Below are 21,517 nucleotides of genomic sequence, written 5' to 3' on the forward strand. Positions count from 1 at the left end.
GGCTCCTCCAGAGAAATAGCCGATGCCGGTGGAGTGCCGCATGAAATACGGTCGAGAGATTCTCGAGCGATGGTCTGAATTTCTCCGCGTCGGGCGGGGAGGTCTTGTGGCGCGTGTTCGGCAGGGCTCAGGATGGCTGGGACAAAAATGTTGCCGGACGAGGCAGGCAGGCAGGAAGGAAGCCATGACGAGCGAGGCGATCGATGTCGTACGCAGGATGGTCCAGGCATTTGCCACGGGTAAAACAGACGACGCCGTGGAGTACATCCATTCGGAATACCTCAACCCGGCCACGCTGGAGCGCTCGGACAAGCGCGGTCCGGAGGGTTTCACCGATTCCGTCGAATGGTTGCGAAACGCGTTCTCTGAATTGAATTTCGAGGAGATCGAGTACCGGGCGGGCGGCGAGTTCGTCACGGCGTATCTGGTGATGAGCGGCCGGCACACCGGTGATCTCGTCGGGCTGCCGCCCACCGGCCGCAGGTTCGCCGCCGAACAACTGCACCTGTGTCACGTCGTGGACGGGCGGATCCGGCACCACCGCGAGTGGCGCGACGACCTGGGGTGCCTCCGGCAACTCGGACTCCCCGCGCTGCCCGACTGAGCGCCCGCACGGCCCGATCGGGCTCGTTGCGAGGCGCTCGCTGCCCTTGCTAGAGTCCGATTCGGCTTCTCACCGTTGGGCTCATGCCTCGCCAACCAGCTTCTCTGGGTCCCGATGACCCTGGGGAAGGTGGGAGTCACACCGCAAAGGGATTTCTCTGTAATGGCGGTGGCAGTTCGGCCAACGGGTCGGTCTTCCGCCGGGACAATGGTGAATTGTCGGTGCCGGTATCGGGTGCTTCCCGCGTCCGGCGCTGTTCCGCTGTGTTGACGCGTCACCGCCGTCCAGAGTTCCCTCCGGCCGTGGCGTCCCCAAAACCATGGCCGGTGCTCCGAGTTCATGGAGGTCATCGGAGTGACGGAAGTCAAAACGGCGGAAGCGCCGGTCACGCAACGGCCGTGGCTGGTCCTCGGCATCATGTGCATCGGCTTCTTCATGGCGCTGCTGGACGGAAGCATCGTCAATATCGCCATCCCGACCTTGATCAACGGCCTGGACGCCTCCTACGACCAGGTGCTGTGGATCATCGACGGATACATGCTGGTGTTCTCCGTGCTGCTGATCACCACCGGGCGGCTGGGAGACATCTTCGGATACCGGCGCCTTTTCCTGATCGGCATCACCCTCTTCACCCTGGCCTCCGCCGCGTGCGGGCTGGCCGACTCACCCGGCGCACTGCTCGTAGCACGTGTGCTGCAAGGGCTCGGCGGTGCGCTGCTGTTTCCCCAGGTGATCTCGTCGATCCTGACGATCTTCCCGCCTCGGCTGCGCGGCCGCGCGTTCGGCCTCTTCGGGGCGATCGTCGGCTTCGCCCCGATCGTCGGCCCGGTCGTCGGCGGTTTCATCCTCGCCCACCTCAGCTGGCGCTGGATCTTCTTCATCAATGTGCCGATCGGTGTGATCACGGCTCTGCTGGCCCTGCGCTACGTCCCGGTCATGCGGCCCGGCCGCAGCCAAGGCCTCGATCTGATCGGCGTGGTGCTGGCCACCGCCGGCCTCACCGGCATCGTCTTCGGCCTGATCGAGGGCGAGCGCTACGACTGGGGGACCATCAGCGGGCCGATCAGTATCGCTTCCGTCATCATCGCCGGTTTCGCGCTGGTGGTCGCCTTCGTCCTGTGGCAGCACCACCGGAAGAACGACTCCCTCATGCCGCTCGCCCTGTTCAACGCCCGTAACTTCTCCGTCGGCAACGGGGTCGGGTTCATCTTCCAGCTCGGCATGATCGGCATCGCTTTCGTCCTCGTGCTCTATCTCCAGACGGCACGCGGCTACAGCGCGCTGGAGACCGCCGCGGTCATGCTGCCCAACGCCATCCTGACCGCGGTCGGCTCCACCTACGCCGGCCGGCTGTCCGACAAGTTCGGCGGCAAGTACGTCCTGATGACCGGGCTCGGGCTGCTCACCGTCGGCCTGCTCGTCCTGGTCGCCACCACCGACCCGGCCGGCAGCGCCTGGAGCCTGCTCCCCGGCCTGGTCATCATCGGCATCGCCAGTGGCGCCACCTTCGCCCCGTTGCAGCAGGCCACCATGGACGGGGTGAACCCGCAGTTGGCCGGCGCCGCCTCCGGTGTCTCCAACACGACCCGCCAGGTCGGTGGCGTCCTCGGTACGGCGGTTCTGGGCGCCCTGCTCTCCGCCCGGCTCAGCGCCAACCTCTCGACCGAGGCCGAGCAACAGGCCGCCCAACTGCCCTCGGACCTGCGCGAGCAGTTCACGGCCGCTGCCGACAGTGCCGCGAATTTCAGCCCGCCCAACGCTCCCGTGGGCCTCAGCAGCGGTGAGACGGCCCTCTTCGAACGCCTGGGCGACGAAGCGTTCGCGACGAGTTTCACGAACGCCATGCACACCACCTTCCTGGCCTGTGCCGGCGTTCTCGTCGCGGCCACGATTCTCTGCGGCCTCTTCACGACACCGCCCAAACCCGACCCCGCCGAGGAGGCCACCCCCGAGGAGGACGCCCGAACCGCAGCCCAGGACTGACCAACACCATCAAGGGAGCGGGCGCACTGTGCGCCCGCTCCGGCTGACCGCACGGTGAGCCCCAGGCGCCGGGCGCGCGCGACGTCGGCGTTCGGTGTCTCGGGCTCGTCAGGACCGACGCCCCGCACCGTGGCACAGTGGCGGTATGTGCGGCCGCTATGCCTCCACCCGTAGCCCCGAGGACCTCGCCCAGCTGTTCCAGGTCTCGGAGTGGCACCCGGAGGAAACCCTCGCGCCGAGTTGGAACGTGGCCCCGACCGACGAGGTGTGGGCGGTCCTGGAGCGCAGGCCGCGCGGCGCCGACGAAGACGCACCGGCCCGGCGCCGGCTGCGGCCGCTGCGGTGGGGGCTGGTGCCCTCGTGGGCGAAGGACGTGAAGATCGGCGCGAGGCTGATCAACGCGCGCGTGGAGACCGTGCACGAGAAGCCCGCCTTCCGGCGCGCGTTCGTCAAGCGCCGCTGTCTGCTGCCGGCCGACGGCTTCTACGAGTGGGACGAGGTCAAGGACGGGAAGTCGGGCAAGGTCCGCAAGCAGCCCTACTTCATCCACCCGGAGGACGGACAGGTCCTGGCCCTCGCCGGGCTGTACGAGTTCTGGCGCGATCCGGCCGTCAAGGACGACGAAGACCCCGCCGCCTGGCTGCTGACCTGCACCATCATCACCACCGAGGCCACCGACGCCGCCGGCCGTATCCACCCCCGTATGCCGCTCGCCCTCACCCCCGACCACTACGACGCCTGGCTCGACCCTCACCACCAGTCGACCGACGATCTGCGTGCCCTGCTCGCCCCGCCGGCGGACGGCCACCTGGACGCGCGCCCCGTCTCACCCGCCGTCAACAGCGTCAGCAACAACGGCCCCCAGCTCCTGGACGAGGTCCCCGCCCCCTGACCACGGCAAAGGTGAGTTCCGCGTGACATGAGCCGGAGCTCACATGAAGACGCTGACAGGGAGACCTGACAGGGAGACCCTGACATGAAGACATGAATGAGTCTTCATCTGTTCCTCTATTGTGGTGGCATGACTGCCACGCTCACCCCACCCTCGGCCGGCCATGCCTCGTCCCCGCACACGGCAGCCGTACCCCGGCGGCGTACCCGGCTGCTCGCGCTGCCGGAGGTCCGCTGGGCCGGCGCGGCCACCGTGCTGTTCCTGCTCGCGCTGCCCCTCCAGCTGGCCGGAGCGCCGGCCTGGACGTGGGGCCCGCTCTACGCGCTGTCGTACGTCACGGGTGGCTGGGAGCCGGGCTGGGAGGGGCTCAAGGCGTTCAGGGACAGGACGCTCGACGTCGATCTGCTGATGGTCGTCGCCGCGCTCGGCGCCGCCTCGATCGGGCAGGTCATGGACGGCGCCCTGCTGATCGTCATCTTCGCGACCTCGGGTGCCCTGGAGGCGCTCGCCACCGCCCGTACCGCCGACTCGGTGCGCGGCCTGCTCGACCTGGCCCCCGCCACGGCCACCCGGATCGCCGCCGACGGCAGCGAACAGGACGTCGGCGTCGAGGAGTTGACGGTCGGCGACACCATCCTCGTACGGCCAGGCGAGCGCGTCGGAGCCGATGGGCGGGTGCTGCACGGAACCGGTGAGGTGGACCAGGCGAGCATCACCGGCGAACCCCTCCCCGCGGTCAAGGAGCCCGGTGACGAGGTCTTCGCGGGCACCCTCAACGGCACCGGCGCGCTGCGCGTCCGGGTCGAACGCGACGCCTCCGACTCCGTGATCGCCCGGATCGTGAGAATGGTGGAGGAGGCTTCCGAGACCAAGGCGCCCACCCAGCTCTTCATCGAGAAGGTCGAACAGCGCTACTCGCTTGGCATGGTCGCCGCGACCCTCGCCGTGTTCGGCGTGCCGCTCGCGTTCGGTGAGGAGTTCTCCGAGGCGCTGCTGCGCGCCATGACCTTCATGATCGTGGCCTCGCCGTGTGCGGTGGTCCTGGCCACCATGCCGCCCCTGCTGTCGGCCATCGCCAACGCCGGCCGGCACGGTGTGCTGGTGAAGTCGGCCGTGGTGATGGAGCGCCTGAGCCAGGTGGACGCCGTGGCACTGGACAAGACCGGCACCCTCACCGAGGGCACACCGCGCGTCGTCGACGTACGGCCGGTGCCCGAATGCGCCCTGGACGAGGACGAGTTGCTGACGCTCGCCGCCGCGGCCGAGCACCCCAGTGAACATCCGCTGGCGCGGGCAGTGGTGGAGGCCGCGCGTGAGCGATGCCTCGACCTGCCCCCGGCGCAGGACTTCACGTCCGCGCCCGGCATCGGCGTCAAGGCCGTCGTCGACGGCCGTACGGTCGAGGTCGGCGCCCCGGCCCGGCTGCTGGCCGACCTCGACGGCGTGGTCGGGGCACTGGCCGAGGAACTGGAGGAGTGCGGCCGTACCGCCGTCCTCGTGATCGTCGACGGCAGCCCCGCCGCGGTGCTCGGTATCGCGGACCGGCTCCGCCCCGACGCGGCCGCCACCGTCGCGGCCCTCACCGCACTCACCGGCACGGTCCCTGCCCTGCTCACCGGCGACAACTCCCGGGCCGCCGCCCACCTGGCCGCCGAGGCCGGCATCGAGGACGTACGCTCCGGGCTGCTGCCGCAGGACAAGCTGGGCGCCGTCAAGGAGTGGGAGGGCGCGGGCCGCAAGGTCATGGTCGTCGGGGACGGCGTCAATGACGCGCCCGCGCTGGCCGCCGCCCATATCGGAGTCGCCATGGGCCGGGCGGGCTCCGACCTGGCCCTGGAGACCGCCGACGCGGTGGTCGTCCGCGACGAACTCGCCGCCGTCCCGACCACCGTGGCCCTGTCCCGACGCGCCCGGAAGCTCGTGGTGCAGAACCTCGTCATCGCCGGGGTGTTCATCGCCGGCCTCGTCGTCTGGGACCTGGCCGGCACGCTGCCGTTGCCGCTCGGCGTCGCGGGCCACGAGGGCTCCACGGTCCTGGTCGGACTGAACGGACTACGGCTGCTGCGGGACACGGCCTGGGAGCGGGCGGCGACCGACGGGGCCGGCTGAGGGAGGGCGGCGCTGAGGTCGACCCGTCGGACCGAGACCGGTGCCGTCCGTCGCCAGGATGACTTCCGGCCGTAGCGGGAACGGGAGGTCAGCGGCGGGGTGCCGGGCCGCTGCTGCGGCGGACCACCAGGTCGACCGGGACCAGCGAGTCGGCCCGGGACGCGACGTCGGAGCCGTCGAGCCGGTCCAGCAGCAGACGCAGCGAACGCGTGCCGATCTCGGCGAAGTCCGTACGCACGGTGGTCAGCGGCGGCAGGAAGTGCGCGGCCTCGGGGATGTCGTCGTAGCCCACGACGCTGATGTCACCCGGCACGGACCGGCCGGCCTCGTGCAGGGCGTGCAGCAGACCGAGGGCCATCTGGTCGTTGGAGGCGAACACGGCCGTGACGTCCGGGCGCCGCGCCAGGTGCCGCCCCAGCTCATAGCCGGAGTCGGCGCTCCAGTCGCCGGTCAACGGGGCCGGCACCTCGGCGCCCGCCGCCTCCAGACAGGCCTGCCAGCTGCCCAGCCGGTGATCGGCCGAGGTCCAGCCGGTCGGGCCCGCGATGTGCCACACCGCGCGATGGCCCAGGCCCAGCAGATGCTCGACGGCCTTGCGGGCCCCGGTCCTGGAGTCGCCCGTGACCTGCTGGGTGTCGGCGTCCAGGCCGTTCTCCAGCACCACCAGCGGGGTGTCGAGGCGGGTGTCCGCCAGGGCCTTGCCCACCCAGAGCTGCGGGGCGATGGCGATCACCCCGTCCGCGCCCTCGGCCGACAGCCGGTTCACCGCCTCGACGACCGTGTCGGGCTCCGCCGTGTCCAGCGCGATCGAGCTCAGCAGGTAACCGGCCTCCTGGGCCGCGGTGTTGATCGCGGTCAGGATGCTGGCGGGACCGTAACGGGCGGCGTCGAAGGAGATCACGCCGACCATCCGGGTCCGCCCGCTGGCCAGCGACCGGGCACTGCGGCTCGGCCGGTAGCCCAGCGTCCGCATGGCGTCCAGAACCGTCTCGCGGGTCTCGGCCCGCACCGACGGATGGTCGTTGAGGACGCGGGAGACGGTCTGCTTGGACACGCCGGCCAGCCGGGCCACGTCGTCCATCACGGGACGCGAGCCCGCGAAGTTCCGTCTGCTGCGCCCTCGCGGAGCCGAGCCGTCGGGGGAGCCTCGGGTCATGGTCGCTGTTTCCTCGACATGGTCACGGGGGCGGCGTTCCGCCCCGGCAGGCCCCCAGCATAGGCAGGGAGGTGCCGGTCGGCGGGGGAGTGGTGGCCGTCGGGACGGGCGGGCGGTGGGGGCGGGGCATCAGTCGGTCTCCGGGCCGAGGTCGGGGGTGTCGGTGAGCTGGGCGCGGGTGCCGGTCGTGGCGTGCAGTTCCAGCAGGATCAGGTCGTTGGTGCCGGGGCGCAGGATCGGCGCGGGGACGTAGAGAGTGCGCTGCGGGCCGCGGTTCCAGTAGCGGCCCAGGTGGAAGCCGTTGATCCAGGCCTGGCCCTTGGTCCAGCCGGGCAGCGCGAGGAAGGTGTCGGCGGGGGTTTCGATCTCGAACGCGCCGTGGTGGAAGGCGGGTTCGGTGGCCGTGGGCGCGTCCGACGGTGCGAACGGCACCGTGCTCAGGTCGTCCAGGGGGAGGGGGTGACAGGCCCAGTCGTGCAAGGGACTGCCATTGAGGGTGACAGGGCCGAGGAGGCCCTTGGGGGCGCCGATGCGCGGGCCGTAGTTGACGCCGCCCATGTTCTCGACGAGGACCTCCAGCGTGGCGCCGGGGTGCGGGACGCGCACGGGCAGGGTCTCGTCATGGCGTTCGCGTTCCAGTACGCCGACGGGGGCGCCGTCCACGAAGACCTGGGCGCGGTCGCCGACCCCGCCCGCGAAGTGCAGCAGCCCGTCGCCCGCCGTGTCGAAGGCCGTGCGGTAAAGGGCGTAACCGGTGTGCAGGCCCAGGTCGTTCATGGTCGCCGGGTGCTCGGTGCGGACGGGCTCGGCGAGCGCCTTCGCATGTGTCAGCAGCGGTGCCCGGCGGTTCAACTCCACCGTGACGGGCGGGAGTTTGGCAGCCGGCGCCGGGGCGGGCTCCTCGGGCACGGGCACGTGACGGGCGATGACCTCGCGGAAGGCGTGGTACTTGGGGCCGGGGTCGCCGCACTCGGTGAGGGCGGCGTCGTAGTCGTACGACGTGACGGTGGGCTCGTAGGCGTGCTTGTGGTTGGCGCCGTTGGTGAAGCCGAAGTTGGTGCCGCCGTGGAACATGTAGATGTTCACCGAGGCGCCCGCGGACAGCAGCCGGTCCAGGTCGGCGGCGGCGTCGGCCGCGTCCCGCACATGATGCGGACCGCCCCAGTGGTCGAACCAGCCGATCCAGAACTCCGCGCACATCAGGGGACCTTCGGGCTGGTGCCCGCGCAGCTCCGCCAGGTTCTGCTCGACCCGGCTGCCGAAGGTGGCGGTCGCCAGGACACCGGGAAGGGCGCCGGCGGCCAGATGCTCGGGGTCGGCCTGGTCGCAGGTGAAGAGCAGCTCCTCCACGCCCCTTGTCCGGAAGGCCTGTTCGAGGTGCCTCATGTACGCCGTGTCGTCGCCGTAGGCCCCGTACTCGTTCTCCACCTGTACGGCGATCACCGGTCCGCCGGCCGCTGCCGTCAGCGGCAGCAGCGGAGGCAGCAGCACATCGAGATAGCGGTCGAACGCCCCGGTGAAGCGGGGGTCGCTGGAGCGCAGCCGGATGTCGGGGTCCGCGATGAGCCACGCGGGCAGACCCCCGTCGTCCCACTCGGCGCAGATGAACGGCCCGGGACGCAACAGCACACGCAGGCCCTCGGCGTGCGCGAGCGCGAGATACCGGGGCAGGTCCAGCAGGCCGTCGAGGACGAGGGGGCCGTCGGGGTCGGGCTGGTGCAGGTTCCACGGCACGTACGTCTCGATGGTGTTGAGACCCATCAGCCGTGCCTTGCGGAGCCGGTCGGCCCACTGGTCGGGGTGGATGCGGAAGTAGTGCATGGCGCCGGAGACGATCCGGAACGGTTCACCGTGCAGCAGGAAACCGTCGGATGACGTGGTCAGAGCGGACATGCGGGGGCTTCCCTTCACTTTGGGCGGTTGGGCGGTTGGGCGGTTGGGCGGTTGGGTGGTGGGTGGTGTGGATGGTGGTGCGGCGGCTGGTTCGGATCAGCGGGTCAGCGGTCTGGGGGTGCGGGCCAGCGGGGCGGGTGGTGCGGGTCGGTGGTGACGGATGACGTGGATCAGCGGGCCGGGCGGGGTGGATACGCGGCGGCGGACAGCGCGGATCAGCGGCGCCGCGTCGCGCGGATCAGCCACACGGTCGCCGCCAGACACAGGGCCGAGACGGCGCTCAGGATGAGGGGGACACTGCGGATGCCGGACCACTCGATGGCCTTGCCGAGGGCCGGGCCCGCCACCACGCCGCCGACCAGTGACGCGGCGATGACGAGCGCGCCCGCCCGGCGTGCGCGCGGAGCGGCCCGATGCAGCCAGGGCAGGCCGGTCGGGAAGATCGGCGCGATGAAGAGCCCGACACCGGCGTAGGCGTACGGAGCCAGGCCCGGAACCGAGGCGAGCAGCAGACATACCGTCATGCCCGCGCACGAGACCGTGATGATGGCCTGCGCGGAGAAGCGCAGCGCGATCGGGGCGACCAGAAAGCGGCCGACGGTCATCATCAGCCAGTACACGGACGTCGCGGTGGCGGCGACCCCGGCCGAGTAGCCGACGGTCTCCAGATGCGTCGGCTCCCAGCCGCCGACGCCGGCCTCGATGCCGACGTGCAGCACGTACAGGGCCACGAACACGGCGAGTACGGAGCCGAGGCTGCGGGCGAGGACCTGACCTCCGGGTGACTCGGTGGCCGCCGCCTCGGACGGCTGCGGCGCCCGGTCGAGTACGCCGCGCAGGCACAGCAGCAGCGGCAGGTTGGCGAGCGCGAAGCCGAGGAAGACCGCCGGGTAGTGCGCGGAGCCGACCGCGCCGATCAATGCGGGGCCGAGGATCGCGCCGATGCCGAAATGGGCGTGGAGGATGTTGAGCATGGCCGTCGAGCGGTGGCCGAACCCGACGGCGAACAACTGGTTGAGGCCGTAGTCGATACCGCCGAAGCCGAACCCGGCCAGCAGGGACATCGCCAGGGCGGCCGGCCAGTTCGGGGCGAGGGCGAAGCCGGCCGCGCCGACGGCCATCAGCAGATACGAGGCGCCGAGTATCCGCCGGTTGTCGATACGGCCGTAGAGCCGGTCGAAGAGCAGTACACCCGCCACCCCGCCCACGAAATGCGCGCTCAGCCCGAGGCCGGCGGCCGACGGTGACAGGCCGAACTCCTGGCGGAAGGCGGGAATCGCCGGGCCGTACAGAGCCTGAAGGGCACCGATGAGCACGAAGCCCAGGCAGGAGGCGACCACGGCGGCGGGGCTGAAGACCCGCGGGTGCGGAGGTGCCGACGTCAGCGTCATGAGGATGGATGTTACCGGTAACATCACACGGCTCGTCAAGGTGTACGCCGTGGCCCTTGGGAGTGCGTCAGCGCTCGTTTGGGCACCAGGCGATTTGGACTGTCAGTACAGAGCCTAGACAGGTAGTCTAGATATCGACTCGGTGGACCTGTCGCCGGGATGGGACCGACAGAGGAGTGCGCGATGGCGGCCGAACAGGCCCTGGAATCGGAGCGGGACGCGATCGTCGCCGCGCTGAGGCCGGTTGTCGACGGGCTAGCGGTGACGTTCGGGCCGATGTGCGAGGTGGTCCTGCATGACTACCGGCGGCCCGAGAAGTCCGTGGTCGCCGTGGCCGGTTCGGTGACCGGGCGGGCCGTGGGTGGGGCGATGAGTGAGATCGGCATGCGGATCGTCGCGCGTGGCGACGGTGCGGGCGACGAGCTGAACTACGTCACCCGGACCCGCGGTGGCAAGCTGGTCAAGGCCTCCACGATGGTGCTGCGGGACTCCACGGGCACCGTGTTCGGCGCCCTCTGCGTCAACCTCGACGTCACCGCGGTGAGCGACGCCCACGCCCTGCTCGGTGCCCTGGCCGGCATGGGCTCCGCCCCGGCCGACGTACCGGTCACCACCTTCGGCAACGACATCGACTCCGTCGTCGACGCCATCCTCGACACCCACCAGCTCCGGCAGCACGGGAGTTGGGCCGATCTCGACCGCGCCGAGCGCCTGGAGCTGTTCCGGGGCCTGGACGAGCGGGGCGTGTTCGCCGTGCGGCGCGCGATCGAACAGGTCGCGGCACGGCTCGGCATCTCGCGCGCGTCCGCCTACAGCTATCTGTCGCAGGCGCGCGCCGAGGCCGGGACGACGGCGAGCACGGCGACGGACCGGGCCGCGACCGACAAGACAACATCTGGAGGACACGCGTGACGACCACCACCCCACCGGTCACCCTCGACGACGTCCGGGACGCCGCCGCGCGGCTCAAGGGCGTCGCGCACCGCACCCCGGTGCTGCGTTCGCGTACCCTCGACGAACTCGTGGGCGCCGAGGTCTTCCTCAAGTGCGAGAACTTCCAGCGCGTCGGAGCCTTCAAGTTCCGCGGCGCCTACAACGCGGCGTCCCGTCTGACACCGGAGCAGCTCGGCCGTGGCATCGCCGCCTACTCGTCCGGGAACCACGCCCAGGCCGTCGCCCTGGCCGCCCGTGAACTCGGCACCACCGCCGTGATCGTCATGCCCGAGGACGCCCCGCCGTCGAAGCGGGCGGCGACGGAGGGCTACGGCGCCGAGATCGTCACCTACGACCGCTACACCGGCGACCGTGTCGCCATCGCCGAGGCCCTCGCCGCCGAGCGCGGACTCGCAGTCATCCCGCCGTACGAGCATCCGCACATCATGGCCGGACAGGGTACTGCCGCCCTCGAACTCCTCGAAGAGGTGGGGGAGTTGGGCGCGTTGCTGACACCGGTCGGCGGTGGCGGGCTCATGGCCGGCAGCGCCACCGTGGCCAAGGGCCTGTACCCGGACATCCGGATGGTCGGCGTCGAACCGGAGGCCGGGGACGACACCAAGCGCTCCCTGGAGGCGGGGCGGCGCATCAGCATCCCCGTGCCGCACACCATCGCGGACGGGCAGGCCCTGCACACACCCGGGGAGCTGACCTTCTCCGTGAACCGGCGGCTCGTCGACGAAATCGCGCTCGTCAGCGACGACGAGATCAGGGACGCGATGCGATTCGCCTTCGAACGCCTGAAGATCGTGGTCGAGCCGAGCGGTGCCACCCCGCTCGCCGCCCTGCTCACCGGCCGGGTGGGTGCGCTGCCGCGCCGGGTGGGAGTGATCATCTCCGGCGGCAACATCGACGCCGGGCGATTCGCCGTGCTCTGCGGCGACCAGGGTTGAGGGGACGTCCCTCGGTCGGGTCGGGTCCTCCGGTTGGCGTCCCCGGTTGGCCGGGCGGACGATTGAGTGATAGAGGCCGGTCGCCGACGGCGACGTCCAGGGTCGCCGGGGAGACCGGCTCCGGCCGCGGTGAAGCGCGGTCGGAAGGGAGTGCGTCATGTTGGAAGTGAAGACGCTCGACAAGCCTGATGAGCGACGTGATTTCCCCCGCGGACACCTCGAAGCCATCCACATGACGGACCTCGACTTCGCCGTGGCGACCTTCGAGCCCGGCTGGCGCTGGACCGAGTCCGTGGCACCGATCGCGGGAACCGAGACCTGCCAGATGCAGCACAACTGCTATATGGCCCAGGGCCGTATGCACATCCGCATGGACGACGGCGGTGAGAGCGAGGTCGGCCCCGGCGACGTCTTTGTCTGTTCCCCCGGGCACGACGCCTGGGTGGTGGGCGACGAGCAGGTCGTCGTCTACGACTTCCAGGGGCAGACGGCGAGGGAGTACGCGAAGAAGTAGCGCACCGGCCCGACCCGGCACGTCACACGGTGACGACGACCTTCGCACGCGCGTGCTCCACCTCCAGGTACCGGATGGCCTCGGCCGCCTCGCTCAGCGGATACGTCCGCTCGACGACCGGGGCGATCCTTCCGGACTCGGCCAGCTCCCGCAGCGCCGCGAGGTTCGCCCGGCTCTGGCGCGCCGATATTTCGAGCAGCCGCTGGTGGCGCGAGAAGGGCGCCGCCAGCCGCCGCTTGATGAAGAGCCCCATCGGCCCGACGATGCTGCCGCCCTCGTACACGCCGCCGCCGGACAGCAGGAGTGTCCCCGTCGGCGTCAGCACGCGCCGGAACTCGCTCAGCGAGTGGTTGCCCACGAGGTCCAGCACCACGTCGTACCGCTTGTCGCCCCAGGTGAAGTCCTCCTGCTTGTAGTCGATGATCCGGTCCGCGCCGAGTGAGCGGACCATGTCGACGTTCCTCGTGCTGCACACCGCCGTGACCTCGGCGCCGAACGCCTTGCCGAGCTGCACGGCGAAGGTGCCCACGCCACCGGACGCGCCGTTCACCAGGACCGTCTGGCCCGGCTGCACGCGGGCCACGTCACGCAGGCCGATGAGGGCGGTGTTCCCCGCCAGCGGTATCGCCGCCGCCTGCTCGAAGGTGAGGTTGTCCGGCTTCGGGCCGACCTCGCTGTCCCGCGCGCACACGTACTCCGCGAACGCGCCGTCGGCCTCGCCGTACACCTCGTCGCCGGGCTTGAGCCCCGTGACGCCGGAGCCCACCGCCTCCACCAGGCCCGCGAAGTCCCGGCCCCGCACGGGCGACCTGGGCCTGCGGAACCCCATCATGGCGCGACCGATCACCGGGTCGCCGTGCATGAGGTGCCAGTCGTACGCGTTGACCGAGGCCGCGTGCACCCGCACCAGCACCTCGTCGGCCGCCGGCACCGGCCTGTCGATGTCCCTGAACTCCAGGACGTCCGCCGAGCCGTACCGATCCTGAATCACTGCCTTCATGGGATCCCCCCTCCGCTCTCGCCGAGCGTAGGGAATCCGCAGGATGCCCACCATCGGGGACGAACCCTGATTTTCCCCAGGGTCAGGCCCTCCCCTTGCCCTGAGGAAACCGATCGGTTTACGCTTCGAGTGTCGGAAACCGATCGGTTTCCGGCGTAGCGAATTGCGAGGGAGACTCCCATGACCGCCATCGAAGGTTCCGTGGCCCTGGTCACCGGCGGCAGCCGCGGTATCGGCCGTGCCCTGGTCGCGGCCCTGTACGAGCGGGGTGCGAAGAAGGTGTACGCCACCGCTCGCGACCCGCACACCGTCACGCACCCCGACGCCGTGCCGCTCGCGCTGGAGGTCACCGACCCCGCGTCCGTCGAGGCGGCCGTCGAGCAGGCGCAGGACGTCACCCTGCTGATCAACAACGCGGGTGCCTCGGTGAACGCGAACTTCCTCGACTCGCCCGTCGAGGACGTCCGCCGCGAATTCGAGACCAACTTCTACGGACCGCTGCTGGTCACCCGGGCCTTCGTCCCCGTCATCGAGCGCAACGGCGGCGGCCACATCCTCAACGTCCACTCGGTGCTGTCGTGGATCGGCCTCGCCGGCTCCTACAGCGCGTCCAAGGCCGCCTTCTGGTCCCAGACCAACTCGCTGCGGCTCGACCTGAAGCCGCGCGGCATCGAGGTCACCGGCCTGCACGTCGGCTACGTCGACACCGACCTGACCTCCCATGTCGACGCGCCCAAGTCCACGGCTGAGAGCGTCGCGGCCCAGGCCCTCGACGGGATCGCCTCGGATGCCTTCGAGGTCCTGGCCGACGACATCTCGCGGCAGGTCAAGGCCGGCCTGTCGGCCGACGTCGGCTCCCTCTACCCGCAGCTCAACGCCGCCTGATCACACCGGCAGCAGCCGCGTCACCAGTGCGCTGAGCTGCCGGGCGGTGCGGCACTCGTGCATCTCGACCAGCTCGGCGTAGGCGGGCGCGGCCGAGTCGCCCGTGCCCCAGTTGGAGCGCTGTTCCGGGTTCAACCAGTAGACACGGCGGGCCCGTTCGGCGATCTGCCGTACGGCGGCCAGGTTCGGGTCGCTCATGTTCGTACGGGCGTCACCGAGGACGAACACGGTCGTGCGCGGACCGACCGCCTCGCCGTACCGCTCGGCGAACTCGCCCAGCGCCATGCCGTAGTCGCTGCTGCCGTGATAGCCGGTGAGCGTGGCCTCCGCCTCGATGCGGGCACTGAGCCCTTCGGGGTCCGCGGTGCCGCGTTCGAGCAGCCCGGTCACCTCGTCGATCCGGTTGACGAAGGCGAACACGCGTACCTTGCTGAACTGGTCGTGCAGCGCCTGCACCAGCAACATCGTGAAGTCCGAGAAGCCGGACACCGAGCCCGACACATCGCACAGCAGCACCAGTTCGGGACGGACGGGACGCCGTCTGCGCAGCACGGGCTTCATCGGCACCCCGCCCGTCGACAGCGACCCGCGCAGGGTCCGTCGCAGGTCGATCGTGCCGCGGGCGGCGCGACGGCGACGGGCGGCGAGCCGGGTGGCCAGCTTGCGGGCCAGCGGCTGAACAGCCCTGCGCAGCTCGGCGAGTTGGGCCTTCCCGGCGAACAGGAAGTCGACCCGGTCGGCGGTCGGGGTCACGGCTCGCCGGGCGATCTCGTCCCGGCCCCTGCGCTCGGCGACCCGGCGCCGCGCCTCGGCGGCCACCAGCGCGCGGAAGGCCTCGATCCGCCGCCGGATCTCGTCCTCCAGCAGCCGGTCCGCGAACCCCGAACTCCCGCCCTGGCCACGGATGTCGTTGCGGACGCGGGCGAGCAGCGTCTGCGGGCGGAGCCGCTCCAGCGCCTGGTACGACGACCAGCCGTCCGACTCCGGCGAGGAACCGTATCCGCCGAACCCGTCGACCGCCTCGATCGCCAGCCGGCCCATCAACGCCCGGTCGTCGGCGGCCAGGGCGGCCGCCAGCCGGTCGCGCAGGTCGTCGCGCCCCGCGGCCTTCTCCTCCGGGCCGCCCACACCGCTCGGGAAGTAGAGGTCGAAGACCGGGTCGAACACCTGGCGTTGCCCGGTGCCGTGCAACAGCGTCGCCGCGAGTCCCTCGCGCAGCAGCTCGCGGTCCGCGAGCCCGAGCGCCTCGACCGCGTGCGCCGCGTCCACGGTCTCGCCGGTGCCGATCCGGACGCCGTGCGCGCGCAGCGCTCCGACGAGGGAGGTCAGCCGCTCGGCGACGCCCGCGGGTGCGGTCACAGGGCGTCCAGGTCGAGCTTGGCGGTGGCCTTGAGGACGTCGTCCTGATGCTTGAGAAGGACACCGAGCGTGTCCCGTACGACGGTCTCGTCCAGCGTGTCGGCGCCGAGCGCGAGCAGGGTGCGCGCCCAGTCGATGGTCTCGGCGACCGACGGCACCTTGCGCAGGTCCATCGCCCGCAGCGCGCCCACCACCCGGACGACCGAGCGGGCCAGCGCCTCGTCCAGGCCCGGCACCTTCAGCCGTACGATCCGGCGCTCCAGCTCCTCGTCCGGGAAGCCGATGTGGAGGAACAGACAGCGGCGGCGCAGCGCCTCCGAGAGCTCACGGCTCGCGTTGGAGGTGAGGACGACGAAGGGGCGGCGCGTCGCGGTGATGGTGCCCAGCTCGGGGACCGTGACCTGGAAGTCGCTGAGCACCTCCAGTAGCAGCCCCTCCACCTCGACGTCGGCCTTGTCGGTCTCGTCGATCAGCAGCACCGTGGGGTCCTCGCCCCGAATGGCCGTCAACAGCGGCCGGGTGAGCAGGAACTCCTCGCTGAAGATGTCGGTGCGCGTCTCGTCCCATGTCTCGTCGCGGCCCGCGCTGATGCGCAGCAGCTGCTTGGCGTGGTTCCACTCGTACAGCGCTCGGGACTCGTCGACCCCCTCGTAGCACTGGAGCCGTACCAGCCGTGCCTCCGCCACCTCGGCGACGGCCTTGGCGAGCTCCGTCTTGCCGACCCCGGCCGGGCCCTCCACCAGGAGCGGCTTGCCGAGACGGTCGGCGAGGAAGACGGTCGTGGCGACCGCGGGCGAGGCGAGATAGCCGGTCTCGGCCAGACGTGCGGAGACGTCGTCGACGGATGTGAACAACGGGGCCTCCAGCTCGGGGGCGACAGTCGGGGCGTGCAGGACGTGCATATCTAAGCGCTTGTTCACCGATGATGTCACGGGGGTTCCCTGGACCGGAAGGTGGTAGACCGATCGGTTTCCTCTCGTCCCGCGACGCGGTAACCTCGCCGGTATGGCCACCACAGACAAGGCGTCCACCAGGGACCGGCTCCTCGACGCGGCCGGCGAGCTCTTCTACCGCGAGGGCGTCTCCGTCGGCGTCGAGACGCTGTGCCGGACGGCCGGGGTCTCGAAGCGGTCCATGTACCAGCTCTTCACGAGCAAGGACGAGGTGCTCGCGGCGAGCCTGGCCCGTCGGCTGCCGACGTACGAGGCCCAGCTGGCGCCGGACACCCAGGGCGATGCCACGCCTCGCGAGCGGATCCTGCATGTCTTCGAGCGACTGGAGAAGGCGTCCACCGAGCCCGCCTACCAGGGCTGCCCCTACCTCGCCGCGCTGGTCGAGCTGAAGGACCCGGAACACCCGGCGAGTGTGGTCGCCGGCGGGGCGAAGGGATGGATGAAGGAGTTCCTGCGCGCCCGTGCCGAGGAGGGCGGGGCACGGGATCCGGAACTGCTCGCCCGCCAGCTGATGCTGGTCTTCGACGGGGCCAGCGCGCGGGCGGGGGCCCGGGTCGAGACACTGGACGGGCTGACGGTGGCGACGGTGACCACGCTGCTGGAGGCGGCCGGCCTGAAATGAACGGGAGGCGGCCGCCTTAATGACGGGAGGGCCGCCGCCTGCGGTTGCCGGAGCGTCTGCCGTCTCCGGTTGCCGAAGCGTCCGTCCGCCCCCTCCGGCCGCCGCCGCGACCGTCCCCCCAGCTGCCCAGCTGCCCGGCTCACGATGCCACCGCCGCCGCCACCGCCCCCACAGCCGGAGTCCCCAGCATCCGCCGGGCGGTGGCCAGGATCGTGCCCAGCGTCACCGCTGCCGCGACCGCGACGACCGCCGCTCCGATGCCGTAGACCTCACCCGGCAGCACTCCGTCGCTGCGGACCACGGTGAACGGGACGACCCCCGCCAGCGCGGCCAGCGCACCGAAGAAGACACCGGTGACCGTGAGGACCAGTCCCTCGACACCCACCGTCCCGAGCACCTGCCCCGGAGTCGCGCCCGCGAGGCGCTGCTGCCCGAACTCCCGGGCGCGGTAACTGGTCGCCGCATACAGCGAGTTGACCAGCATCACACAGACGAAGACGACGATGATGCCGACGACCGTGAAGTTGAGGGTCTCAAGCGTCTTGTCGTCGACCGACTTGGCGATGCCCCGGGCCTCGACGGTGTCGCTCTCCACCGCCTGCATCGTCAGCGTGGCCGTGGCCACCGACGTGAACAGGATCAGCGACATCAGGATCCCGGCCAGATGACCCGCCCGTTCCCGCAGATTCCGTACCGCCAGCCAGCCGCACGCCCCGTTCAGCGGCAGCCGGTTCAGCACAGCCTCCAGCAGCCGCGGCGCCATCAGCGCGAAGCCCACCGACAGCAGGATCGCCCCGTACGCCGGCGGCGCCATCAGGGCCGCGTCCGACGCCGAGAACGCGAAGGTGGAGGTGACGGAGACCGCACCGGTGAGCAGGGCGCCGTACGCGAGGAACTTCCGTGCCCCGCCCCGCCGTTGGTGCTCCCGTGTCGCACGCCGTACGGCGATGAAGGCGGCGCCCGCCGAGGCGAGCAGCGTGATGTCGATGCCCGTGATGAGCGCGATCGGACCGAAGGAATGATCGACGGACCCGGCGACCTGCCCGGTGTCCCGGAACATCTCCAGCAGTGCCCGGCCACCCAGCATCGCCGGGCCGATCGCCAGGGTCGCGCCCACCAGGGCCACGACCACGGCCTCACCGACGACCATCCGCTTGAGCTGCGCCGGAGTCGCCCCCGAGCAGCGCAGCAGCTCCAACTCCGCCGCTCGCTGACGGACGTTGACGGTCAGCGTCGAGGCGACGGCGAAGAAGACCAGCAGCGTGCCGTAGCCACCGACGACGCCGGCCGCCATGGACAGCGTCTCCGCGCCGGCGGAGTCGACGCCGTCCTGTCCGGCCGTGTCGTGCATCGAGTTGAACGTCATGATGATCGCCGCGCCCAGGAACGCGGACAGCAGCGTCGCGAGGAACCGTCCGGGCCGGTGCCGGATCGACCGCATGGCCAGCATGAACATCGCTCACACCCCCGCTGCCACGTCGTCGCCCAGGTGCGCCAGCCGCTCGGCCACCGCGTCCGGGGTCGGCGCGTCCATCCGCCCGGCCAGCCGGCCGTCCGCCAGGAACAGCACCGAGTCCGCGTGGGAGGCGGCGACCGGGTCGTGGGTCACCATCACGACGGTCCGGCCGTGCACCCGCACCGCCTGCTGGAGCAGCCGCAGCACCTCGCGCGCGCTGCGTGTGTCCAGGGCGCCCGTCGGCTCGTCCGCGAAGATGACCCGGGGTTCGGTGACGAGCGCGCGGGCGATGGCCACGCGCTGCCGCTGCCCGCCGGACAGCTGGCCGGGGAGGTGCCCGAGCCGGTCGCCGAGGCCGACGGAGGTCAGGATCTCCCTGGCCCGGCCGCGATCGACGCGCTGCCCCGCGAGTTTGAGCGGCAGCACCGTGTTCTGCGCGACGGTCAGCGTCTCCAGCAGGTTGTACTGCTGGAACACGAACCCGATCCGACCCCGCCGGAACTTCGTCAACTCCGCCTCGCCGCCCCCGGTCAGCTCGGTGCCGTCCACCCGAACGATGCCGCTGTCGGGCCGGTCGAGACCGGCCGCGCAGTGCAGCAGCGTGCTCTTGCCTGAACCCGACGGCCCCATCACCGCGGTGAAGGTGCCGCGCGCCAGACCGAGCGTGATCCCGTCCAGCGCGGTCACGGCACTGCCGCGCGAGCCGTAGGTCCTGGTGACCTTGACCAGCCGGAGCGCCTCGGCGGCGGGCCCCTGGTCCTGCGTGCGCCGCGAGCCTGCTCGAAACATCGTCATCGTCCTCCGTCCGGCACTCCCTGTGCCCTGCCGACGAAGCTACGGAGGCGGAGGGGGGACCGCATTGGGCGCAGAACCCGTATTGGCGGGTGTACTTGGCGACACCATCGAGGGGGGTCCGACGCCGACGGCCGACGGCGATGTCAGTGGTGGGCTGTACGTTCCGAGACATGGGGATCTATCTGGTGAGTGTCGGTGCGCGGGAGTGGTTCGGCGAGGAGGAGGAAGGCCGTGGGGACGTCGCCGCCGGGCTGAACGAGGAGTTGGAGCGGCGCGGGCTCGCGCCGTACACGAGCGTTCCCGAGGAGACGGGCTTCGCACCCGGTTCGGGGACGGCCTTCGAGGAGAAGCTCGTCCCACCGATGGACGGCTTCACCGCGCTGTGCCGGGCGCACCTGTCGAGGGCGGAGGAGGAGCTGCTCCTCGGCTGGACGGTGCTCGTGCCGGTGTCGCTCGACGAGGCGATCGAGTTGCCCGTCGAGTCCGCCTACGACGTGACGACGACCGTCGCCGGTGGCCCGCAGGTTCTCGCCCTCGCGGAGCGGCTGGCGGCGGCCGTGGAGCTGCCGTACGACGAGATACCGGCGACGTCCGACAATCTGGAGCTGACCGCCTGGTTCCTGGACGGGCCGGCGAAGCGGATCGCGGCGGCCCGGCCGGGACGGTGGGGCGACGACCTCGACGCGGCGTTCTACGTGGCGGTGTATCTGCGCGCCGCCCAGCACTCGATACGACGCGGCTGCCCGATCGTCTACTCCTGACGGTGGACGGCGGACGGCGGACGTCGGACGGCAGGGGGCAGACAGCGGACGCGGATCCGTTAAATCAGTGATCGCGTTAAATCAGCGACCGCGTGAAATCAGTGACCGTACTGGTGCCTTGGGAGACTTCCCCGCAGGGGACCGATGCCGGTACAGCTGTGGCCATGACGGAAAACGGGGGACGCCACCGGACCTGGTGGCGGGGAATGCGGGAGTCGGTCCAGGGGGCGGACACCGAGTTGTGGCCCGAAGGGCTGATGGAGATCGTGCCGGACGGCTTCGACCGTGACTATGTGCAGTTCGGCGAGCTGTATCCGGAACAGCAGCTGCAGTTGCAGCTCCTCTACGGCGCCTCGCAGCGTGCGTTCGAGCGCAGGACGCGCGTCTCGGCCCGGGTCACCGTGGTGCGGGTGCTGGGCAACGCCCTGAGCGACTCACGGCTGCGTGACGCCCAGCCGAACGCGCATCTGACCGAGTATCTCGACCAGGAGATCGCCGACTTGAGGGGTCGGCTCGCGCAGGACAGCGCGACCGCGGTCAGCCGGGGCCTCAACATCGGGCTCGCCATGGGCTCGGCCGCCGGACTGGCGCTGCTGATCGTGCCGCTGCTCTGGGGCGTCGACCTGCTGGGCGCCCTGGATGTGACGCTGAGCTGCACCAACCGCTGGAGCCTGCTCGGCGCGGTGGTGTGCGGTGGCGTCGGCGCGTTCGGGGCCGTGCTCAGCGTGCTGGTACGGCTGCGGGGCAGTGCGGACCAACTGGCGCGCCGGCAGACCAACGGGCGGGAGGGCGTCGTCGTGCCCGGCCAGATGGCCCGCAGCATGCGCCACGAGGGCGTGTACCGGGTGTTCGTCGGCTGGATCCTCGCCCTCGCCGTCTACTTCCTGCTCAGCGGCGGCATCGTCACCGTCTTCGAGCCGCCCGCCACCACGACCGAGATCTGCCCGGCCGCGGGGAGCGCGGGATCGGCCGCCAAGGGCACCGAGTACTGGGGCTTCTGGTGCGCCATCGGCTTCGTGGCGGGCTTCAACGAGCGGTGGGCCTTCGGCATCCTGAGCCGCGACTCCACCAGGAAGTCCAGCAAGAACACCTGATTCCGCTTTTGAACGGTTTCAACTCACCTTCTCCCACTGGGGAGTTCTGTTGGAATCTGCGAGGTGTTCGTCCTGATCCAACCATGGACACCTCTCACTTCTGCCACTAGCTTCAACCTTCGTTCGAGCTGAATCGTTACAACTCCGAAGAACTCCGAGCAGCC

Annotated in this window: 19 protein-coding genes; 11 read left to right on the forward strand and 8 right to left on the reverse strand. The window is 70.7% G+C overall.

Features of this window, described 5'->3' with window-relative positions; translation table 11 throughout:
- Window positions 1-184 precede the first annotated feature (184 nt).
- The 4 genes from ACZ7NC_RS17525 to ACZ7NC_RS17540 all read left to right on the forward strand — a co-directional run bounded on the left by ACZ7NC_RS17525 (window position 185) and on the right by ACZ7NC_RS17540 (window position 5,588).
- Window positions 185-604, forward strand: coding sequence for a SnoaL/DnrD family polyketide biosynthesis methyl ester cyclase (locus ACZ7NC_RS17525; protein ID WP_471489149.1), 420 nt, complete (start codon window positions 185-187; stop codon window positions 602-604).
- Between the two features lie 354 nt (window positions 605-958).
- Window positions 959-2,587 (forward strand): DHA2 family efflux MFS transporter permease subunit, encoded by a 1,629-nt coding sequence (locus ACZ7NC_RS17530; RefSeq protein ID WP_471489151.1) that lies wholly within the window; start codon window positions 959-961, stop codon window positions 2,585-2,587.
- Window positions 2,588-2,732: 145 nt separating this feature from the next.
- Entirely contained in the window at window positions 2,733-3,479 is a 747-nt protein-coding gene (locus ACZ7NC_RS17535) for an SOS response-associated peptidase (RefSeq protein WP_471489152.1), read from the forward strand.
- A gap of 129 nt (window positions 3,480-3,608) precedes the next feature.
- Window positions 3,609-5,588: a heavy metal translocating P-type ATPase gene (locus ACZ7NC_RS17540; protein ID WP_471489154.1), complete on the forward strand. Its 1,980-nt coding sequence runs from the start codon at window positions 3,609-3,611 to the stop codon at window positions 5,586-5,588.
- Between the two features lie 88 nt (window positions 5,589-5,676).
- Here the strand turns inward: ACZ7NC_RS17540 and ACZ7NC_RS17545 are convergent, their stop codons facing one another.
- The 3 genes from ACZ7NC_RS17545 to ACZ7NC_RS17555 form a co-directional block, all read right to left on the reverse strand.
- Window positions 5,677-6,744, reverse strand: a complete 1,068-nt coding sequence (locus ACZ7NC_RS17545) for a LacI family DNA-binding transcriptional regulator (RefSeq protein ID WP_471489155.1) — start codon at window positions 6,742-6,744, stop codon at window positions 5,677-5,679.
- Between the two features lie 129 nt (window positions 6,745-6,873).
- A complete protein-coding gene (locus tag ACZ7NC_RS17550; protein ID WP_471489156.1) occupies window positions 6,874-8,637 on the reverse strand; it encodes a glycoside hydrolase family 35 protein in 1,764 nt (587 codons plus the stop codon).
- Window positions 8,638-8,852: 215 nt separating this feature from the next.
- Window positions 8,853-10,028: an MFS transporter gene (locus tag ACZ7NC_RS17555; RefSeq protein ID WP_471489158.1), complete on the reverse strand. Its 1,176-nt coding sequence runs from the start codon at window positions 10,026-10,028 to the stop codon at window positions 8,853-8,855.
- 183 nt (window positions 10,029-10,211) lie between these two features.
- Here ACZ7NC_RS17555 and ACZ7NC_RS17560 point away from each other — a divergent pair, with 183 nt between their 5' ends.
- The 3 genes from ACZ7NC_RS17560 to ACZ7NC_RS17570 all read left to right on the forward strand — a co-directional run bounded on the left by ACZ7NC_RS17560 (window position 10,212) and on the right by ACZ7NC_RS17570 (window position 12,428).
- Window positions 10,212-10,940 (forward strand): helix-turn-helix transcriptional regulator, encoded by a 729-nt coding sequence (locus tag ACZ7NC_RS17560; RefSeq protein WP_471489160.1) that lies wholly within the window; start codon window positions 10,212-10,214, stop codon window positions 10,938-10,940.
- Window positions 10,937-11,914 carry a pyridoxal-phosphate dependent enzyme gene (locus tag ACZ7NC_RS17565; RefSeq protein ID WP_471489161.1) on the forward strand — a complete coding sequence of 326 codons (978 nt, stop codon included), beginning with the start codon at window positions 10,937-10,939 and terminating at the stop codon, window positions 11,912-11,914. Before ACZ7NC_RS17560 ends, ACZ7NC_RS17565 begins: the two co-directional genes overlap by 4 nt.
- Before the next feature lie 157 nt (window positions 11,915-12,071).
- On the forward strand, window positions 12,072-12,428 hold the full coding sequence (locus ACZ7NC_RS17570; RefSeq protein ID WP_471489163.1) for a cupin domain-containing protein: 357 nt from the start codon (window positions 12,072-12,074) through the stop codon (window positions 12,426-12,428).
- A 22-nt stretch (window positions 12,429-12,450) separates the two neighbouring features.
- On the opposite strand, the gene ACZ7NC_RS17575 is transcribed toward ACZ7NC_RS17570, so the two are convergent.
- Window positions 12,451-13,428 (reverse strand): NAD(P)-dependent alcohol dehydrogenase, encoded by a 978-nt coding sequence (locus ACZ7NC_RS17575; RefSeq protein WP_471489165.1) that lies wholly within the window; start codon window positions 13,426-13,428, stop codon window positions 12,451-12,453.
- 180 nt (window positions 13,429-13,608) lie between these two features.
- Here ACZ7NC_RS17575 and ACZ7NC_RS17580 point away from each other — a divergent pair, with 180 nt between their 5' ends.
- The gene (locus tag ACZ7NC_RS17580; protein WP_471489167.1) at window positions 13,609-14,313 is read left to right on the forward strand and encodes an SDR family oxidoreductase; all 705 of its coding nucleotides are present in this window, start codon (window positions 13,609-13,611) and stop codon (window positions 14,311-14,313) included.
- Here ACZ7NC_RS17580 and ACZ7NC_RS17585 read toward each other — a convergent pair whose 3' ends face one another.
- The gene (locus ACZ7NC_RS17585) at window positions 14,314-15,672 is read right to left on the reverse strand and encodes a vWA domain-containing protein (RefSeq protein ID WP_471489169.1); all 1,359 of its coding nucleotides are present in this window, start codon (window positions 15,670-15,672) and stop codon (window positions 14,314-14,316) included.
- Entirely contained in the window at window positions 15,669-16,526 is an 858-nt protein-coding gene (locus tag ACZ7NC_RS17590; protein WP_471489401.1) for an AAA family ATPase, read from the reverse strand. Before ACZ7NC_RS17590 ends, ACZ7NC_RS17585 begins: the two co-directional genes overlap by 4 nt.
- Before the next feature lie 151 nt (window positions 16,527-16,677).
- Here ACZ7NC_RS17590 and ACZ7NC_RS17595 point away from each other — a divergent pair, with 151 nt between their 5' ends.
- The gene (locus ACZ7NC_RS17595) at window positions 16,678-17,247 is read left to right on the forward strand and encodes a TetR/AcrR family transcriptional regulator (RefSeq protein ID WP_471489170.1); all 570 of its coding nucleotides are present in this window, start codon (window positions 16,678-16,680) and stop codon (window positions 17,245-17,247) included.
- 139 nt (window positions 17,248-17,386) lie between these two features.
- Here ACZ7NC_RS17595 and ACZ7NC_RS17600 read toward each other — a convergent pair whose 3' ends face one another.
- The gene (locus ACZ7NC_RS17600) at window positions 17,387-18,703 is read right to left on the reverse strand and encodes an FtsX-like permease family protein (RefSeq protein ID WP_471489171.1); all 1,317 of its coding nucleotides are present in this window, start codon (window positions 18,701-18,703) and stop codon (window positions 17,387-17,389) included.
- 3 nt (window positions 18,704-18,706) lie between these two features.
- Window positions 18,707-19,498: an ABC transporter ATP-binding protein gene (locus ACZ7NC_RS17605; RefSeq protein WP_471489173.1), complete on the reverse strand. Its 792-nt coding sequence runs from the start codon at window positions 19,496-19,498 to the stop codon at window positions 18,707-18,709.
- 170 nt (window positions 19,499-19,668) lie between these two features.
- Between ACZ7NC_RS17605 and ACZ7NC_RS17610 the strand changes: the two genes are divergently transcribed.
- Window positions 19,669-20,259 (forward strand): hypothetical protein, encoded by a 591-nt coding sequence (locus ACZ7NC_RS17610; RefSeq protein ID WP_471489175.1) that lies wholly within the window; start codon window positions 19,669-19,671, stop codon window positions 20,257-20,259.
- A gap of 164 nt (window positions 20,260-20,423) precedes the next feature.
- On the forward strand, window positions 20,424-21,353 hold the full coding sequence (locus tag ACZ7NC_RS17615; RefSeq protein ID WP_471489177.1) for a hypothetical protein: 930 nt from the start codon (window positions 20,424-20,426) through the stop codon (window positions 21,351-21,353).
- Window positions 21,354-21,517: the final 164 nt, after the last annotated feature.

The sequence above is a fragment of the Streptomyces sp. NPDC111802 genome, assembly GCF_055634335.1.

What these genes read in the sequence shown, in the direction of transcription:
- ACZ7NC_RS17610 (WP_471489175.1), top strand. Translation starts at nt 19,669, where the DNA reads ATGGGGATCTATCTGGTGAGTGTCGGTGCGCGGGAGTGGTTCGGCGAG.
- ACZ7NC_RS17600 (WP_471489171.1), bottom strand. Translation starts at nt 18,703, where the DNA reads ATGTTCATGCTGGCCATGCGGTCGATCCGGCACCGGCCCGGACGGTTC.
- ACZ7NC_RS17560 (WP_471489160.1), top strand. Translation starts at nt 10,212, where the DNA reads ATGGCGGCCGAACAGGCCCTGGAATCGGAGCGGGACGCGATCGTCGCC.
- ACZ7NC_RS17595 (WP_471489170.1), top strand. Translation starts at nt 16,678, where the DNA reads ATGGCCACCACAGACAAGGCGTCCACCAGGGACCGGCTCCTCGACGCG.
- ACZ7NC_RS17580 (WP_471489167.1), top strand. Translation starts at nt 13,609, where the DNA reads ATGACCGCCATCGAAGGTTCCGTGGCCCTGGTCACCGGCGGCAGCCGC.
- ACZ7NC_RS17605 (WP_471489173.1), bottom strand. Translation starts at nt 19,498, where the DNA reads ATGACGATGTTTCGAGCAGGCTCGCGGCGCACGCAGGACCAGGGGCCC.
- ACZ7NC_RS17570 (WP_471489163.1), top strand. Translation starts at nt 12,072, where the DNA reads ATGTTGGAAGTGAAGACGCTCGACAAGCCTGATGAGCGACGTGATTTC.
- ACZ7NC_RS17545 (WP_471489155.1), bottom strand. Translation starts at nt 6,744, where the DNA reads ATGACCCGAGGCTCCCCCGACGGCTCGGCTCCGCGAGGGCGCAGCAGA.
- ACZ7NC_RS17575 (WP_471489165.1), bottom strand. Translation starts at nt 13,428, where the DNA reads ATGAAGGCAGTGATTCAGGATCGGTACGGCTCGGCGGACGTCCTGGAG.
- ACZ7NC_RS17615 (WP_471489177.1), top strand. Translation starts at nt 20,424, where the DNA reads ATGACGGAAAACGGGGGACGCCACCGGACCTGGTGGCGGGGAATGCGG.
- ACZ7NC_RS17555 (WP_471489158.1), bottom strand. Translation starts at nt 10,028, where the DNA reads ATGACGCTGACGTCGGCACCTCCGCACCCGCGGGTCTTCAGCCCCGCC.
- ACZ7NC_RS17525 (WP_471489149.1), top strand. Translation starts at nt 185, where the DNA reads ATGACGAGCGAGGCGATCGATGTCGTACGCAGGATGGTCCAGGCATTT.
- ACZ7NC_RS17550 (WP_471489156.1), bottom strand. Translation starts at nt 8,637, where the DNA reads ATGTCCGCTCTGACCACGTCATCCGACGGTTTCCTGCTGCACGGTGAA.
- ACZ7NC_RS17540 (WP_471489154.1), top strand. Translation starts at nt 3,609, where the DNA reads ATGACTGCCACGCTCACCCCACCCTCGGCCGGCCATGCCTCGTCCCCG.
- ACZ7NC_RS17535 (WP_471489152.1), top strand. Translation starts at nt 2,733, where the DNA reads ATGTGCGGCCGCTATGCCTCCACCCGTAGCCCCGAGGACCTCGCCCAG.